The sequence below is a fragment of the Mycoplasma sp. Ms02 genome (assembly GCF_019720735.1).
GTDB lineage: Bacteria > Bacillota_I > Bacilli_A > Mycoplasmatales > Metamycoplasmataceae > Mycoplasmopsis.
The window spans coordinates 182,623-199,784 of the sequence record NZ_CP081302.1; the positions used below are offsets into that span (position 1 = coordinate 182,623).

16 protein-coding genes are annotated in these 17,162 nt (G+C 31.5%); 4 read left to right on the forward strand and 12 right to left on the reverse strand.

Going from position 1 to position 17,162, the window contains the following annotated elements; translation table 4 throughout:
• Nucleotides 1-4 precede the first annotated feature (4 nt).
• From mnmA to K4L35_RS00610, 7 genes are all read right to left on the reverse strand, one after another.
• A complete protein-coding gene (mnmA, locus tag K4L35_RS00580; RefSeq protein WP_221617648.1) occupies nucleotides 5-1,117 on the reverse strand; it encodes a tRNA 2-thiouridine(34) synthase MnmA in 1,113 nt (370 codons plus the stop codon).
• 166 nt (nucleotides 1,118-1,283) lie between these two features.
• Nucleotides 1,284-1,637 carry a 50S ribosomal protein L20 gene (rplT, locus tag K4L35_RS00585; RefSeq protein ID WP_221617649.1) on the reverse strand — a complete coding sequence of 118 codons (354 nt, stop codon included), beginning with the start codon at nucleotides 1,635-1,637 and terminating at the stop codon, nucleotides 1,284-1,286.
• A 62-nt stretch (nucleotides 1,638-1,699) separates the two neighbouring features.
• The gene (rpmI, locus tag K4L35_RS00590) at nucleotides 1,700-1,888 is read right to left on the reverse strand and encodes a 50S ribosomal protein L35 (RefSeq protein ID WP_221617650.1); all 189 of its coding nucleotides are present in this window, start codon (nucleotides 1,886-1,888) and stop codon (nucleotides 1,700-1,702) included.
• 1 nt (nucleotide 1,889) lies between these two features.
• The gene (gene infC, locus K4L35_RS00595) at nucleotides 1,890-2,480 is read right to left on the reverse strand and encodes a translation initiation factor IF-3 (protein WP_221617651.1); all 591 of its coding nucleotides are present in this window, start codon (nucleotides 2,478-2,480) and stop codon (nucleotides 1,890-1,892) included.
• A 300-nt stretch (nucleotides 2,481-2,780) separates the two neighbouring features.
• The gene (locus K4L35_RS00600) at nucleotides 2,781-3,347 is read right to left on the reverse strand and encodes a hypothetical protein (protein WP_221617652.1); all 567 of its coding nucleotides are present in this window, start codon (nucleotides 3,345-3,347) and stop codon (nucleotides 2,781-2,783) included.
• Nucleotides 3,337-4,047: a 23S rRNA (guanosine(2251)-2'-O)-methyltransferase RlmB gene (gene rlmB, locus K4L35_RS00605; protein WP_221617653.1), complete on the reverse strand. Its 711-nt coding sequence runs from the start codon at nucleotides 4,045-4,047 to the stop codon at nucleotides 3,337-3,339. Before rlmB ends, K4L35_RS00600 begins: the two co-directional genes overlap by 11 nt.
• 46 nt (nucleotides 4,048-4,093) lie before the next feature.
• Entirely contained in the window at nucleotides 4,094-5,323 is a 1,230-nt protein-coding gene (locus K4L35_RS00610; RefSeq protein WP_221617654.1) for a cysteine--tRNA ligase, read from the reverse strand.
• 73 nt (nucleotides 5,324-5,396) lie between these two features.
• Between K4L35_RS00610 and argS the strand changes: the two genes are divergently transcribed.
• The 3 genes from argS (at nucleotide 5,397) to K4L35_RS00625 (ending at nucleotide 10,726) form a co-directional block, all read left to right on the forward strand.
• A complete protein-coding gene (gene argS, locus K4L35_RS00615) occupies nucleotides 5,397-7,052 on the forward strand; it encodes an arginine--tRNA ligase (RefSeq protein ID WP_221617655.1) in 1,656 nt (551 codons plus the stop codon).
• Nucleotides 7,053-7,055: 3 nt separating this feature from the next.
• Complete coding sequence (locus K4L35_RS00620) at nucleotides 7,056-8,621, forward strand: amino acid permease (protein ID WP_221617656.1); 1,566 nt, start codon at nucleotides 7,056-7,058, stop codon at nucleotides 8,619-8,621.
• Nucleotides 8,622-8,710: 89 nt separating this feature from the next.
• Complete coding sequence (locus K4L35_RS00625; RefSeq protein ID WP_221617657.1) at nucleotides 8,711-10,726, forward strand: S41 family peptidase; 2,016 nt, start codon at nucleotides 8,711-8,713, stop codon at nucleotides 10,724-10,726.
• A gap of 42 nt (nucleotides 10,727-10,768) precedes the next feature.
• On the opposite strand, the gene K4L35_RS00630 is transcribed toward K4L35_RS00625, so the two are convergent.
• Genes K4L35_RS00630 through deoD form a run of 5 tightly spaced genes read right to left on the reverse strand, consistent with a single transcriptional unit; the run spans nucleotide 10,769 to nucleotide 14,786 of the window.
• Entirely contained in the window at nucleotides 10,769-11,269 is a 501-nt protein-coding gene (locus tag K4L35_RS00630) for a redoxin domain-containing protein (RefSeq protein WP_221617658.1), read from the reverse strand.
• A gap of 1 nt (nucleotide 11,270) precedes the next feature.
• A complete protein-coding gene (locus tag K4L35_RS00635; protein ID WP_221617659.1) occupies nucleotides 11,271-12,029 on the reverse strand; it encodes a thermonuclease family protein in 759 nt (252 codons plus the stop codon).
• 36 nt (nucleotides 12,030-12,065) lie between these two features.
• The gene (gene deoC / locus K4L35_RS00640; protein ID WP_221617660.1) at nucleotides 12,066-12,731 is read right to left on the reverse strand and encodes a deoxyribose-phosphate aldolase; all 666 of its coding nucleotides are present in this window, start codon (nucleotides 12,729-12,731) and stop codon (nucleotides 12,066-12,068) included.
• Nucleotides 12,732-12,739: 8 nt separating this feature from the next.
• A complete protein-coding gene (locus K4L35_RS00645; RefSeq protein WP_221617661.1) occupies nucleotides 12,740-14,035 on the reverse strand; it encodes a pyrimidine-nucleoside phosphorylase in 1,296 nt (431 codons plus the stop codon).
• Nucleotides 14,036-14,042: 7 nt separating this feature from the next.
• Entirely contained in the window at nucleotides 14,043-14,786 is a 744-nt protein-coding gene (deoD, locus tag K4L35_RS00650) for a purine-nucleoside phosphorylase (RefSeq protein WP_370629450.1), read from the reverse strand.
• A gap of 1,016 nt (nucleotides 14,787-15,802) precedes the next feature.
• On the opposite strand from deoD, the gene K4L35_RS00655 reads away from it, so the two are divergent.
• On the forward strand, nucleotides 15,803-16,924 hold the full coding sequence (locus K4L35_RS00655; RefSeq protein WP_221617662.1) for a restriction endonuclease subunit S: 1,122 nt from the start codon (nucleotides 15,803-15,805) through the stop codon (nucleotides 16,922-16,924).
• Nucleotides 16,925-17,162 lie beyond the last annotated feature (238 nt).

Here is a 17,162-nt window from a genome sequence, read left to right on the forward strand (position 1 = left end):
TCTCCTATACGTAATCTATTTTCTTGTTGTCAATGAAAATCTCTTCGATGATTGCACCACCGATACATTTATCACCGTCATAAAAGACAATTTGTTGTCCTGGTGTAACGGCTTGCGATTTTTCGTCATAAAATACTTTAACCATGTTGTCTGCTAAAATTTCAATTCTAACTGCGATATCTGCTTGACGGTATCTGAATTTTGCACTTAAGTTGCTTGGATTGTAATCTGTGTTGTTTAAGTTAAAACTACTTGCGATTAGTGAGTTTGATTCTAATCATTCAGGTTGTGAAGAAGGGGCAACATAAAGAATGTTTTGTTTTACATCACGACCACAAACATAGTAGGGTTCTTTCATTCCACCTAAATTTAAACCTTTTCTTTGTCCAATGGTGTAATAGAAAGAACCAACGTGACGACCAACTTTTTGTTTAGTTGTAATATCAACAATATCACCTTCTTGAGCTGGAATATAGTTTTGCAAGAACTCACCAAAGTTACGCTCTCCAATGAAACAAATTCCTGTTGAATCTTTCTTTGTAGCTGTAACTAGACCTAATTCTGCTGCAATTTCACGGATTTGTGATTTTTCTAAATCGGCAAGAGGCATGATAACACGTTCAAGTTGGGCGTGTGTTAGTTGAGCTAGAAAGTATGTTTGATCCTTGTTTTGATCTTTAGCACGATAAAGGTGTCCGTTTTCAACCTTAGCATAATGTCCCATGGCGATGTAGTCAGCTTTTAATTCGTCAAAAGCATGTTTTGCGAAAGCGTTAAATTTGATGTATTTATTACATAAAATATCAGGATTAGGTGTTCTACCTTTTGCATATTCGTCAATAAAGTTTTGAAAAACATTATCTCAGTACTCTTTAACAAAATCGACACGATGCAGTGGTATATCTAATTGTTCTGCAACTTTTTTAGCATCTTGATAATCCACTTCTTGAGGACAGTGATCGTCGTCTAAAAAGTTGTTCCCTTTAATGTCGTTATTGAGCATACTATCTCAGTTTCGCATGAAAAGACCGACTACTTCATAGCCTTGTTTTTTAAGTAAATAAGCTGCTACTGAAGAGTCGACTCCACCACTCATTCCTATGACAACACGTTTCATATTGGCTCCTTGGTTAAAATATATAATATTTTAACATTTTAAAATTTGCGAGGTTAAAGTAAATCAAGCATTTTCTTGATTTGTTTTATTTATATTTTAGCACTTTAACATGGATTTTGCTAATAATAAAATAAATAAAAAGCAGGTTTTCCCTGCTTATTTCGTTCTATTTTGCATCTTTTGCTAATTGAACTAACATTGAGAATGTTTTTGGTTCGTTAATAGCTAATTCTGAAAGCATTTTACGGTTAATTGTAATGTTTGCTTTTTTAAGTCCATTAACAAATCTTGAGTAACTTAGACCTTCAGCTCTAACAGCTGCATTGATACGAGCGATTCATAGTTTTCTGAAATCTCTCTTAACTTGTTTACGGTCTCTGAAAGCGTATGTTCATGATTTAACAACTGCTTGTTTAGCAACTTTGTAACCGATTGATTTGTGTCCAAAGTAACCTTTAGCTAATTTTATTCATTTTTTACGTCTTGCTCTTGTAACTGTTCCACCTTTAACTCTTGCCATTTTAAATTATCCTTTCAATTTGTGTATTTTTTTAAACGTTGATAAATTTATAATCTCAAAAATTAAAATAATGCTTTAAATCTTTTGATGTCTGATTTAGACATTAGAGCAGATTTACGAGATTGACGTTTTTGTTTTGTTGTTTTGTTTTGTGCTAAGTGTGAACGATATGCTTGTTCTCTAAGAACTTTACCAGTACCAGTAATTTTAATACGTTTTTTTAACGCACTTTTTGTTTTCATTTTTGGCATGCTATTCTCCTTCTTTAGCGTTTTGGTTTTCACCATTTTCGCTAGATTTTTCTTTTAAATATTTTGCTATTTTTTGTTTATTCGGTTGGAGGTTCATATCTAAGAAACGATCGTTAACTAATTTAGGTTCTTTTGTGATTTCAGCAATGTCTTCTAATGTTCCAAAGAACTTGTTTAGTGTTGCTAATGCTAAATCTTGTCTCCCGATTTCACGTCCTCTAAGTTTTAGAGAAACCTTAATACGGTCACCTTTTAATAAAAACTCTCTTGCCTTACGACTTTTGGTCATAAGATCGTTTTCACCAATCATTGGTGTTAAACGAACTTCACGGTTTTGTACATTTGATTGTTTTTCTTTAACTTCTTTTTGTTTCTTTTTACGGTCGTATTTAAACTTTCCATAATCCAGAATTCTAGCTATAGGTTTCGGTTCAACTTGGATTAAAACTAAATCCATTTTTAAGTTCTTTGCTAGTTCAACGGCTTCTTTTGTGTATTTAACACCGATCTTTTCACCGTCGTGACCGATTAAAAAGACTTGTTTGAACGGAATTGCCTCATTAACATAGTGCTCTGCACTAGGCTTTTTCATTTTTCTGTTTGGTTGAATGATATTCTCCTTAGTAATAAAATAATAAAAAGTGGTTGCCCACTTCTCTACTATAAAAAGTAATCCTTTTTAACTTAAAAAGAAAAAATCAATAAGGAATACATTTAATTGTAGCTAAACCCAAAGCTATGCGCAATCAGGTGAGAAGTGATTCTACTTTCTGCAATTAAACAAATATTGCTTATTAATTTTAGCACTTTCAAAAAAGTTTTGACATTTTAAATCGAGTTTTTTAATATTAGAAAAAAAGATTTTTTGTCCTTTTTTACAAAGCTTTTAGATCTAAAAACACTGTATAAATTTATCTTGAATTGATTTTTTTATTTGATTGACTTTATATTTTGAGTAAAAGCTGAGTTTTTCGCTGTTGTTTTTAGACATCATAATAAAGTCTTTTTCATTCTTTGTTAACGAATTAATAAAATCGGTTTTTAGTTGGTTTTGTCAAGATTCATTTTTGTAATTACTTTTTGCAAAATTTTTATCCATTTCAAAGTTCTTTATGCAGTTAACTTCAAATTGGTTTTGCTTATTTTTATACTTATTTCTCAGTGATTTACACTTTCAAATCACTTTGCCAGTGCAAAAGTGATTCCAATCCAAATTCTTTTCAGAGTTCTTTAAAACTTCTTCAAAAAGCTCACAAAGAATGGTGTTGAGAATTAAATCAAAATCATTTTTATAACTATAAGACAGCTCTAAAAATTGTTTTATCTTTGCTTTTATTAACGGTTCTGCTTTATAACGTAAAAGTAAAAATAATTTCTTTTCAGTTATTAATTCACTTTTAGTTTTTAAGAACTTGGCTAAACTTTCTGATATCAAAGTTCTTGAAAAATTATTGTTCATTCCTTAATTTATTAACTGCATCAAACAGCAAAATCCCTGTCGCTACAGATACATTTAAAGATTGCACTGTTCCAAATTGTTTAATGTAAACTGTTTGATCAACCATCGATAATGTGCTTTTCGAGACTCCCGACCCTTCATTTCCGACGATGATTGCACTTTTAGGTGAATAAGACACTTGCGTCATTTCTTGAGCTTTATGATCTAAGGCTGAAGCATAAACTCAGTAATACATTTTTTGTAATTTAGTTATTGTGGCTGAAATACTACTTACTTTGATGAATTTCATACCAACAAATCCACCTGAAGAAACTTTTAAAACAGTTTCGTTGATATCTGCTGCTCTAACCTTTGGGTAAATAATGTGCTTTATTCCTGCTGCATTCGCACTTCTGATTATTGCACCAAAATTATGAGGGTCTTGGATATGATCCAAAATTAATACTAAATCGGGTTGGTCTTTTTCTAAAATTGACAAATCATAGAAAGAAGGAGGTTTTATAAATGCTGCAAAACCTTGATGATTTTCTTTAGTTAATAAATCTAACTCCCTTTTGCTTTTAATTTCTATATTCACTTTTGTGTGTTTAAGAAGTTCGTTTTTATTTTGTTCATTGGCTACTCAAATTTTTAAAATCGGCAAACCGTCCTTGATCGCGTCTTGAACAGAGTTTTTTCCACACACTATTAATTGTTGCATTTTGTTATGCTCCTTTTTTCCTTATTTTGTGATTATTTTATCCACTTTAAATGTAATTTTTTTCCCTTAAAATTCCAGCAATCTCATCTGCTTTTTCGTAGTTTTTGGCTGCTGCATAGGCTTTCATGTCAAAATATGATTGTTTAGATTTTTGCATATCTTCAAGGTCAAATTTGAAACCTAGATCAAATATGAGTTTTTTAAAAGTTGACAAGTTTTGCAAATTCTTATCTTTATTAATTTGTTTTATAAGTTCATGAATTGAAAACATTGCTTTGGAGAACGCAAATTCAGAAACCTCTTGATATATGTGTTCTAGTGATTCTTGATTACCTAATTCAGAAGCTAGGTCATCAGCTTTAAGCACAAATTCAAAAATCAGCATTTTTATTCTTTTGATTAACTTTAAGTTAGACTTTATTAAATCTTCAGTGATGTTGATTGGATTTGAATATGCAGAAGTGAAAATTATCATTCTCAATAAGTTAGGATCATATTGTTCTAAGAAATCTTTTGCCTTAATTATATTTCCTAACGACTTTGACATTTTTACATCATTTAAATTAAATTGACCTACACGCTTTCAGTCAGCCGATAAGGGAGATTGAAAAAGGGCTTGGTGTTGTATGTTTTCGTTTTCATGGTGAGGGAAAACTAAATCCATTCCACCACCATGAATGTCAACGCCTTGTGAACCAAAATGTTTATGAATTAAAGCCACACATTCAGTGTGTCAACCTGGTCTTCCTAGACTTGAATTAAAAGCAAATTTCACACCTTTAGATGTTGTTTTTCAAAGTGCAAAATCAGCCAAATTGTTTTTAGTTATTTCAGTATCTTCAAAAACCATGTTTTCTAAACTTTGATTCGAAACATCACCATAGTACTTTTGATTTTTAGCTACATCAAAATAAACACTACCATCTTCAAGTGTGTAAGCATTTTTCGAATCAAGCAATTTTTGCACATAGTCCTGTATTACAGGCATATTTGGAACAACATACTCGATATCGGTGATTGTATTAACGTTAACCTTCTCTAAAAGCTCTAAATAAGCGTTTGCGTATTTCTGAGCAATCTCAATTTCGCTCTTATTGGTTTCAATTGCTTTGTTGACAATTTTGTCATCAATGTCAGTGATGTTATGGACAAATTTGTAAGGTATTCCTAATTGCTTATAAGCCCGTAAAACAAGGTCAAAAGTTAAAATAGGACGTAAATTTCCTATATGTACATGATCATAAACGGTAGGTCCACAAACGTAAATTTTTTTCATATTTATGATTATACTAATTTAAAAATATATAAAATGGTAAAATTTATAAGATTTATACAACACGGAGGAAAATATGACAACTTTAAACAAAACAATTAAAAACATTATTGAACAAACGATTAGAACTTTAATTGAAGAAGGTGTCATTTCCCCCATTAGCAACTGGTCAGAATTTAATTACAAGTTAAACGAAGTTAATATCGAGGTGGAAGGACAAGACTATGTTTACGATTACGCAACAAACGTTGCTTTTGTTGCTAAAAAATACAGTCAAAAAAATCCCCTTGATCTTGCGAACTTAATCAAAGAAAAGCTTGAGCAAAATGATTTATTTGAAATTGTAGATGTTGCAAAGCCTGGTTTTATTAACTTTAAACTAAATAGCAAAGCTTTTGAGGTTATTTTAGACAACGTTCTTGAAAGTCAACAAAACTATGGAAGCAAACAGATTCATACTGATGAAGTAGTCAATGTTGAATACGTTTCAGCTAATCCAACAGGATTTTTACACGTTGGTCACGCAAGAGGAGCTGTGATCGGAAGTGCACTTGTTAATATGTTAAAACACTACGGATATCCTGTAGTATCAGAATATTATGTTAACGATGCAGGAAATCAAATTGACAACCTAGTGGCATCTGCGCATGTTAGATACTTGCAAGAATTTGGTATCGAAAAAGAAATGCCAGAAGATTCATACAAAGGTCAAGACATTGTTTGACTAGCTAAACAATTAATCAAGAATCAAGGTGAGTATTACTTAAACGATTTTGAAACAAAAAGAACTGAATTTAGAAACGAATCTGTTTCAATCCTACTCGACAAAATTCGTCAAGACCTTGCAGATTTAGGTGTTCACTTTGATTTATTTACAAGTGAGTACAAAATTAAAGCTGATAACTTAATAGAACCAGCGATTGAAAAGTTAGGTGATCACACTTATCAAAAAGATGGAGCTTTATTCTTAAGAACCACTGATTTTGGCGATGACAAAGATCGTGTTTTAATCAAGTCTGACAATTCTAATACTTACTTTATGCCCGATATTGCATATCATGAACAAAAAATGCAAAGATCAGCTCAATTGATTAATATTTGAGGAGCAGATCACTCAGGATATGTTGCAAGACTAAAAATTGCAATGCAATGTTTAGGATACGATGCAAATAAAATCGAAATTCTAGTAGTTCAACTTGTAAGATTACTAAAAGATGGTGCTGAATTTAAAATGTCAAAAAGAGCAGGCACGAGCGTTACCTTAGCAGATTTATTAGAAGTGTCTTCAAAAGATGCAATTCGTTTCAACATGTTAACTAGAGATGCAAATTCAAAATTTGATTTTGACATAGACAAAGGTAATGAAAGAGATGCAGCAAACCCTGTATTTTCAGTTCAATACGCACACTCAAGAGCATGCTCATTAATTCAAAAAGCACAACAAGAAAGCGTTTTAGATCAAAATTTTGTATATCCAGACAAAGCAAAAGAGTTGTTGATTCAAATTGACATGTTTCCAGATTTAATTAAAACGATCGTTGAAACAAGAAAAGTTCAACTAATGACAAGTTATTTAATTAACTTAGCAAGTTTATTTAATAGTTTTTATTCAAATAACAGAATCATTGGCAGCGATTATGAAGCTCAAATGATGAGAATTGTTCAAGCAGTTAAAGAAGTTTTAAATCTAGGACTAGAACTAATAGGTGTAAGTGCACCTGAGGCGATGTAATAAATGGATAAGTATAACAAGCATAACCATTTAAAACCTAAAAACAAAATAAGCTTCTTTATGGGTATGATGATTGTTGTAGGTTCCTCAATTGGGGCTGGAATTTTCTTTAAATCAGGAGTAATTCTAAAATACAACAACTTATCATTAATTCTTTCTGCACTTTCATGACTGATTGCTTCAATAGCAATAATTATCATGGCTCTTTCTTTAATACCAATCACTTCCAAGAAAAAAGGTAATTTATCATTTGTAGGTTGAAATGAACACTTTAATAGTTGAATGACTTACCAAATGTCTAAAAACTTTGCTGTATATATAAATGTGGCACTTACTTACTTTTTCATGCCACTTTATGCGATTATGTCTCTGCAAGATGGGATTAAATCATTTTTAGGCGAGGGTTCAAGTCCGAGCTTTGGGACAAGCAACGATTGAGCAATTTGAATGCTAATTGGAATAGGAATTGTTTTATATTTCAGCTTGACATCAGGCTTAAACTCTAGAGCTGCAACAATACAAAACGGAATAACATTAACCTTTAAAATTTTTGCAATTATTGCTTCTGTAGTTGTTGCATTCGTCTTCATTTTTGTTCAAAAAAGTTTATTGGAATTAAAATGACTACCTGAAATGAAAAACGATGCTCACCAAGTGCCTTTTGCTTACAAAATGATTCCAGGCTTAGGTTTATTTTTATCTTGAGCAGGAATATTCTTTGCCTATGATGGGTTTTATGTTTCAACAGGAATTGAAGAAGAACTTGAAAATCCTAAAGACACACCAAAAGTATTGTTGTTTGGTTTAACTTTAGTTACAATAATTCACTTAGTAATTGCAATCTCAATGTCATTAAACGGGAAGGGTGATTTCAATGAGTTTGGTGCCTTTCTAGCTAAAAGAAATTTAAGTTGATTAATGGGTATTATCAATATTTCAATCTTTATCGGAGTTCTTGGAATTATGAACGGGTTTTCAATGTGAATACCTCGTCTATTACAAGAATTAATCTTAAAAGATGAATTACCATTTTCAAAACGCTTAAAAAGCAAAATAAAAGCAGGAAGCTATAAAGTCGGAGTTATGGTTAGTTTAATAATCGCAATTCCTCCCGTGATTCTATTTTATGTAATTGGTGGGCTTTTCTTCCATGAAGGTCATGATTTTATCGGTTATGGAACTGGAATGGCAAGTTTATACAATCTAAACGAACTTGTAAGTAACTGAGTAAGCGTTATTATTTTTGGATTCATTGGTTTAGCAATTTTTGGTTTTGCAAGAAACTCACAAAAAAACAAATGATCTAACGGAAAGCTAATTACAATCTTAAGCTATATCGTATCAATCTTTTTATTTGTTGTTTTATTTGTAAATTTCTTAATCCCAATAATTGACTTAACTTACTTGTACACAGGTATAAAAGCAATAAGTAACGATTCACAATTGTTGCAAGAATACAAAGATAACATCAAAAATATTTACATTTCACTTGCAATACTTTTATCGATGGTAAGTGCAATAACACTACCTGCTATTTGAACAAAAACAAAATTGAGCAGAGCTAAATAAGCTCTGTTTTTTTAAAAAATTTTTTTACATTTTCTTAAATAAATAAATTTTTTTAGAAATAAAACCAATATTGGTTTAAAATTTTAAATATGAAAAAATTCTTAAATCTTAAAAAATTATCGTTTGTTCTGGCTTGCGTTTCAGCTTCGCCACTTTTTGTGATTGCTTGTCAATCAAAAGAAGCAAAAAATGATGTACAAAACAGCAACAAAGCAACAATTCCAACTCACGCAAATAACAATCCAGAACAACCTCAAAACGAAAGTAATACTCAGCCACATACAGAAAATAGACCGGAAAACAATTTAAAAAATGAGATAAAACGTTCAATAGAGCGAAATGACTACAAAATGCAAACTTATAACTTCAGAAACACTGCATCTTCTTATAAGTTTTTAAAAAATACAATGAATCTTTACACATTTCCTGATGACCCAACTCAGTATGTTGACGTTATGGAAACCATTTTGTTTTTAAATGGTAAAAACGATGGATCAGGTTATAAAGGTTTTTTTAACACTAAAGGTATTGCCTTTGAAAACGAAAATGAAACTTCAACGGAATTCAAAATCGGTTTCAACACTTCTGTAGAGGGTGAACACAAAAAATTTAGGATCGATTGAGAACAAAGGAAAATTTACATACCAGATTCGAATGTTTTTGTTTTTCCAGAAAACACAGAAACTACAGAACAAATGACAGGACTTAGAGAACTTCCAAAAGAAATAAGAGATCTTGACAGTAAAGAAACTGTTTTAGATTTAGGAAAATACAACATAAACCTTTACGTGGCAGCTCCTAGAGAAGGTGATAGATGACAAAAAACTTTCATGCCTCTTTGATTATTTAACCTCATTTTCTGTAGTCCTAACTACTTCAACATTACGTTTACAGGAAGATCACTTTACGGCATTCAATTCGTATCTCAACCTAATGATCCAAATACTGCCAAAATAAGAAAAAATAAATTAAATGGTGCGACAGCAACTACAGAGCAGAGACAAGAAGTTTATAACCAGCTTAAATTTATAATCGAAAACTTTTATGGATTAAAAGAAATAAGAAATATTACTAATTTTGACGATTTTATAGGTCCAGAAAATAAAAAATTATTATTGTCAACTGATACAAACGACAATAATAAAGCATATGTTAATATTATTTTCAAAAAGTTAAACGATCTTCACTCTGTATATCACATGCCATCCTTCTATAATCAACCTGATACTCAAGTGCAAGACATTATAAAAGCTGTAGGCTTTGCAACACCAGAAAGTGTTAACGAAATCCTTTCTGAATTCAACTCTGTATCTAAAAACCTTGAAGATAAAAGGAAAGAGTTGGCAAAACAATATAGCTCAAGAAAAGACCTAAAATATGGAACACCAAATTTAAGATTTGAAGGAGAAACTGCTTTTATAAACGTAGACCAATTTGCACAATTAGCACCTAATAATCCAAACTATGAAGCGATCGACACTTATGGTGTGATGGAAGATTCGATCAGAAGAATTAAAACACGGAATGAAGAAATAAGAACAGGTAAGGCACCATCTTACTTCGTTTCTGAAACGAAATTAGAGACAGGTGCAAAAGCAACAAAAAATGTTGTCATTGATCTTTCGGTAAATAACGGTGGTCTTGTGCTTGCTCTCAACAGAGCATTTGGTTTAATTACGAATAAACCATACATAAAGTATGAATATCACGTTAATGATAAAATACTAACAAAAGAAACTTACCAAATTGACACTAATGGTGATAGAGAATATAACGAAAAAGACGGTCACCCTGAGTTTAATTACTATATCTTAACATCGCGTGCGACGTTCAGTGCTGCAAACTCATTTGCTGTACTTGCAAAAACAAATAAACTAGCTAAAATTATTGGACAAAAAACAGGAGGAGGAATGAGTGCTATCCTTCCTGTTGTCCTAAGCGATGGAACACAGTTACAACTTAGCTCAAACAACGCTCTTGTGATGGTCGATGACAATCAAAGAGTTGTTTATACTGATGAAGGTATTAGTCCTGATATCGAAATTGGATATGACAAATTCTATGATTACGAATTTATCGCTAATAAAATTAAGCAATCACAATAACAAAAAACGTATATCCCTTATTTATAGAGATATACGTTTTTATTATAGACTTTCTAAAAAGTTCTTAATAGCATCAAAGTCCACTTGATCACCGACTGAGTTTTGGTTTATGTCTTTATAAATAACTTTTTGCTCTTTATCTAAGACTAAAACGGCACGATTGAATAAGAAAACTTCGTCAAGTAATAAACCTAAAGAATTTGCCATTTCTTTTGTTTTATAGTCAGAAAAAGCTTGCATTCTTCCAAATCCATGACCGTCTGCATAGTTTTTTAAAGCGCTCGGTAAGTCCATTGAAAAAGCCACAAAATCAACATTTTCAAATTGATTGCTTAAGTTAGCAAGATAAGCAATTTGCATTTCACAAACACTCGTATCAATTGAGGGGTATGTTGTTAAAACAGTGTAATCTTTTGATAATACAACTGGATTATCGATAAAATCACCTACAGTTGGATATTTGTTAAAGTAAACTTTATCTCCTAGCTCAATTTCTTTGCCTAATTTTTTGATTTCTAGATCTTTAAATTTAATTGTTTTCATATTAGTTCTTTCCAAAGACGATCATTGGGCTGCTTTCGGCTCAAAAACCTGCTCTTTTTAATATTGCCTTACTTTCTGTTTCTTTTAAAAGTTTGAAATACTCTTTTTGGAAGTCTGTTCTTGTGTAATAAATAGAAGAAGGATTTTTGTTGTTTATATATTTAACTCTCGCAAGCCCTGATTGAACCATTAAGAGATTAAAATCGTGGTTATCGTCAGCAATGATACCAACCGATCTTCCATAAATATCTGTCGTTAACTCTTTAAAGTAAATCGTTTCAGGTTTTAAATTACTTAAAAGCTCTTTCAAATAATTCTTTGCTGCTTCGCCATACTTTAGTTCTTTAGGGGCTAAAGTATCTAAATGTGGGTTGGTTTCAGGAGTATCAATGCCATACATTCTGACTTTTATAACTTTGTTTGAATCTTTTTTAGTGATATATACCGTATCACCATCAACAACCTTATCAATTGAATATTGGTTATTCTTATCCATATAAGAAGTATCCATATTCATGATTTCTTTATTAATAGTAATCGGTATATTGACATGCTCTGTGGATTCGGCGCTTGTCGAAGTTTTTGGAGTAGTTGAGGCTTGATTAGATTTTAAACTGCTATTTGATGTATTTGTTGCAGTGTTGTTTGGGTTTTCAGTTTTCTTTTGTATTAGTGCAAAAGGGTTAGGAAAAGAGCAACTAGATGCTAGTAGTGTTGCACTGGATGTTGCGATTAAAAGTAGTTTCTTAATTGATTTCACAATTATATTTTAACGAAAAAAACCTCATTAGAGGTTTTAATAACTTCCTTTTGCAGGTTTTGTTCCTTCAACGATTGCAACTGAACGGCTTGTTCCGAATCTCGAAGCACCAGCTTCATACATTGCAATCAAGTCATCCATGTTTGAGATTCCTCCAGCAGCTTTGATTAATAAAGAATCTCCACAAACAGATTTCATGATTTGTACATCTTCTAGAGTCGCTCCTCTGAACGAGAATCCTGTTGATGTTTTAATAAATTCTGCTCCTGATTTCATAACAATTTCAGTAACTTTTTTAATTTCATCAACAGATAATAACGCTGTTTCAACAATAACTTTTAAGACATGGCTTCCACATGCTTCTTTTACTGTTTTAATGTCGTTTAAAACGTATTCATAGTCACCTTGTTTAAACTTACCAACGTTGATCACCATATCAATTTCATTAGCTCCGTGATCAATTGCTAATTTTGTTTCGTGAGCTTTAGCTTGTGAAATCATTGCTCCCAAAGGGAATCCAACAACTGATGTAATTTCAACATCGCTATCTTTAAGTTTCTCTTTACAATATTTAACTCATGAAGAGTTTACACAAATTGTTTTAAAACCATATTTTTTAGCTTCATCGATTAACTTGTCGATGTCTTTTTGTGTCGCTTCAGGTTTTAAGTATGTGTGATCGATCATTTTGTTGTAATTCATATTTTCTCCTATTTTAAACGATCTAAAATGATTTTATTTTCAACCTTGTTTTGGTTTATTTGGAATGAAGTTTTAAGTTGATCTAAAAGTTCTAAGTTAATTGGGTTTGAAGAATAAAGATCAAAAATTACTTCACCTTCTTTTACGTATTCATTTGTTTTCTTAACGATTGTAATACCAGCTTCGTTATCGATGTCATCTTCTTTTCTTGCTCTACCAGCACCTAGTTTCATCGCAACAATACCCACAGTAAGAGCGTCAAAGATTTCAACATATCCTTCTTTGTCTGCCACTAACGAAACTTTGTATTTTGGGTTTCAGAATTCTTTTGATTTTAAGTATTCCACATCTCCTTTTTGGAGAGCAATAAACTCGTAGAATTTCGCAAGAGCTGAGCCGTTTTCAATAACTTCTTTAACTTTTTGCATTCCTTCTTCATGGCTTGAAACTGCTTTTGCTTGTTCAAGAATTGTGGCACATGATGAATAAACTAATTCTGTGAAGTCGGCAGGTCCGTTACCTTTAAGTGTTTCAATTGCTTCGATAACCTCGTTTTTGTTTCCGATTTCTCTACCAATTGGACGGCTCATGTTTGTAATTTCAGCTCTAACGTCAACATCTAGTTCTTTACCAATGCTAATCATTGTTTTGGCCAAATCACGAGCTGAATCAAGATCCTTCATGAAGGCTCCATTACCACATTTTACGTCCAGTAAAATTGCGTCTGATCCTGTCGCAAGTTTTTTAGACATGATACTTGAGGCAATTAAAGGTATTGATTCAACTGTATCTGTAACATCACGTAGTGCGTAAATTTTCTTATCTGCAGGTACTAGTTCAGCAGATTGGCCAATAACTGCGATTTTGTGATCGTTAACTTGTTTAATAAATTCTTCATCACTTAGGACAACATTAAATCCTGGAATAGATTCTAGTTTATCAATTGTTCCACCTGTGTGACCAAGACCACGTCCTGACATTTTGGCAACTGGAACCCCACATGCTGCAACAATTGGTGCTACAGATAAGGTTGTTTTGTCACCTACTCCACCTGTTGAGTGTTTATCGACCTTAATTCCTTGAATGTTTGACAAGTCAATAATATCTCCTGAATGCATCATTGTTTTTGTGAATGTTGCAATTTCTTTGCTTGTCATACCGTTAAACATAACAGCCATTAGAAATGCTGAAATTTGATAATCTGGAGTTGTGCCCTTAACATAAGAGCTGATTAAAAATTCTATTTCTTTTTGTGATAATTCTTTATTTAATCTTTTTTTATGTATTAAATCAACTACACGCATTTTTCCTCTATTTTGCTAATCTAAGAGCTATTTCCATCATTTTTGTGAATGCTGTTTGTCTTTGATCTGCTGTTGTTTCTTCGTGTGTAATTAAGTTATCACTAATTGTTAATAAACAAGCTGCATTTTTGTTTAATTTTTCAGCGTTTGTAAATAGTGCAAAAGATTCCATTTCAACACAGATTGATTCTGTATCAGCAATTCTTTGTTCTAGAGGTACTGCAGAATAGAACACATCTGACGAGTGCACTCTTCCTTCGTGAAGTTTAATGTCAAGTTCTTTGGCAATTTCACGAATTTCTTGGTTTGTTTTTTCTGATGGTTTTGCAACCACTTCATCTTTTTCTAAAACTAGCTTTCTAAAAGCTGGCGAGTCTGAGAAAGCTTCAGTTGCTAAAACTACTTCGTATAAACCTAAGTCTTTTTTATAAGAACCAGCTGAACCAATTCTTACGATTGTATCAACATCATAGAAGTTGTATAACTCATATGAATAAATTCCAATTGAAGGACAACCCATTCCACTTCCTGCAACTGTAATTTCTTTCCCTTTATATGTTCCTGTGAACATAAACATATTTCTTACTGAATTAACTTTTTTATAACCAGGATCTAAAAATGTCTCGGCGATAAACTGCGCTCTAAGAGGATCTCCAGGCATAATAACTGTTTTTGCGATTTCACCTTTTTTGGCTTTAATGTGTGGTGTCATTGTTTCTCCTTGATTAAAATTATTTGGTGGCATTTTCATGCGTCGTTTTTATTTAAAACTACCTTTTATATTTTACCACTATGCAGAAATTAGCCGTAAGACTGGAAAATTTTCCAGATTTTGCCAAAAATTAAAAAAACATTCAACTCACAAAAATATGTCTAATTCAATAAAAATCAATTATTGGAGTTTGTTTTTTAACAGCATTTTCGAAAAATAAATATGTATAGTTTGGGTATAAAAAATTGTCTAATAGATCTAGTGTGACAGCAAGGGGTCTCGAAATTGAAAATCTACTAAAGGTGCGTGTAGATTTACAAGCAAAGTTAAGATTATTATCTCATGATGGATCGTCTTAAATTAAGAAGTGTTTAGAAGGTAAGTATCTTTATATAAGAAAACAGAAATAGGTAAAATAACATCAACATATGCTCGTATTTTTAATTAAGACCTTTATAAGCAAGTAATCTTAAAACGCTAATTAATCGCATACCTTTAGGCAAACTGACAAAGATTTAGCAAGTTTTGGTTATTCTTAAAACCAGTTATTGGCAAAAATAATACAAAATATAGCTTTTGCAAGAACAAATATGAAGTCAAGAATCTATAATTGAGCGATCCAGGAAAGAACAGCAACTTTGTTTCTTTAAACTGAAGAAATTGCTCTAATTGCCATGAGCAATGATTTTTAGTTATTCCTGAAAAGCTTGTTTCTGAACTTAAAAGTTGCTAGTTGGATATCATGAATGAGAAGATAATTAGTACTATCAACATTTATGAAAGAATATTTGCTAAAAAGTTGTAGATAACTTTATATAAAATTCAAAATAAATTTTTCACATAAAGCACCAAAACATCTGTAAAGCAGAGATTTTCAATAAAATGTGTAATCATAAAACGCCATATTCAGGCGTTTTATTTTAGTATAATTTAAATAACTTATGGATAGACCATAAATCAGGGAAGGTGTTTAGAATGAGAGAGAGAGAGGTAACCAGCCTCAAATAAGATTCCAAGGATTCAAAAGTGAGTGAAATAACCAAAAATGATCTCAAATGGTTAAAAGAGTTTCTGAAACATCAAACTCTAATAAGTTAATAAAGATTGAATACGAAGACATACAAAAGGGTTCTGGTGAATTGATAGGATCTCCATCCAAAAATATTGAATGCACAAAAGGTATAACCTTTAAAAAAGGTGATTTGCTTTTTGGCAAAATAAGACCCTATCTTAAAAATTATTTAATTTCAAAATTCGACGGCGTAGCAATAGGCAATTTTTGGGTAATGAGACCCGTGCATTCGTTTAGCTCTGATTTCTTATTTTTAATAATGAATTCGCAGAAGTTTTTCAGATACTCGAACGTTTCTTACGGAACTAAAATGCCAATAGCTGATTGAAATTTAGTTTCAAACGTATATTATTGAGCCCCTGAAATAAAAGAACAAAAAACAATAGGTAAATTCTTTAGCAATTATCAATCAAACGAATTGAATAAAACGACATACGTTGATAAATTAAAACAGGTTAAAGATATATTACTTTCTACACTTTTCATAAATACCCATAAAACAGAGCCAGAAATAAGGCTTAAAGAATTTAAAGATAAATTAAACATAAGGGTCTTAGGTGATTTTTCCAATGTTGTCAAAACCAAAAACAAAGATCTTTCTATATCTAATATCCTCACAATATCGTCAGAAATGGGAATAGTAAGGCAATCAGATTTTGGGTTTGAAAGATGGCATAAAGAGGAATCGTTATCAGGGAGATTGATAATAGAACCTGATGACTTTGTAAGAAATCCAATTATTTCAAAAAACTCACCTGCTGGTCCAATAAGAAGAAATAATACTAACGAAACTGGTATTATTTCAAATATTTACTTTGCATTCAGAGTCCATAGCGTTGATAAAGATTTTTTAGAGCATTATTTCTTTAGCAACAAATGAAACAATTTTGTCGAAATATACGGTCAAAAGGGCGCAAGAGTAGGATGTATTGAAATACAATCTTCTGAAATGATGAGGCTACCAATCCCAATTCCATCTATTGAAGAGCAATCTAAAATTGGAAAGATATTTAAAATTATTGACAAGTTGATAAATCTTAAAACCAGAGAGATTCAAATCTTGAAAGATTTAAAGACAACAGCCATAAAAATGTTTCTAATTTAACTTAATAACTATTTATAACGCCACGTTTTGTGGTGTTTTTAAATTGATTTGAGCATGATAATGTTTAATATACAAGACGAAAAAGCAGTAATTTATATAAACTACTCTATAGTTATCAACTACCGTAAATAAAAACTTTTTAGTGCGCATTTTTTCGAAAAACACGAACTTAAAGTTACTTTCAAAACGTCTGTTATTATCGCTGATTCAAACTTATTCTGTCATACAAAAACAAGCT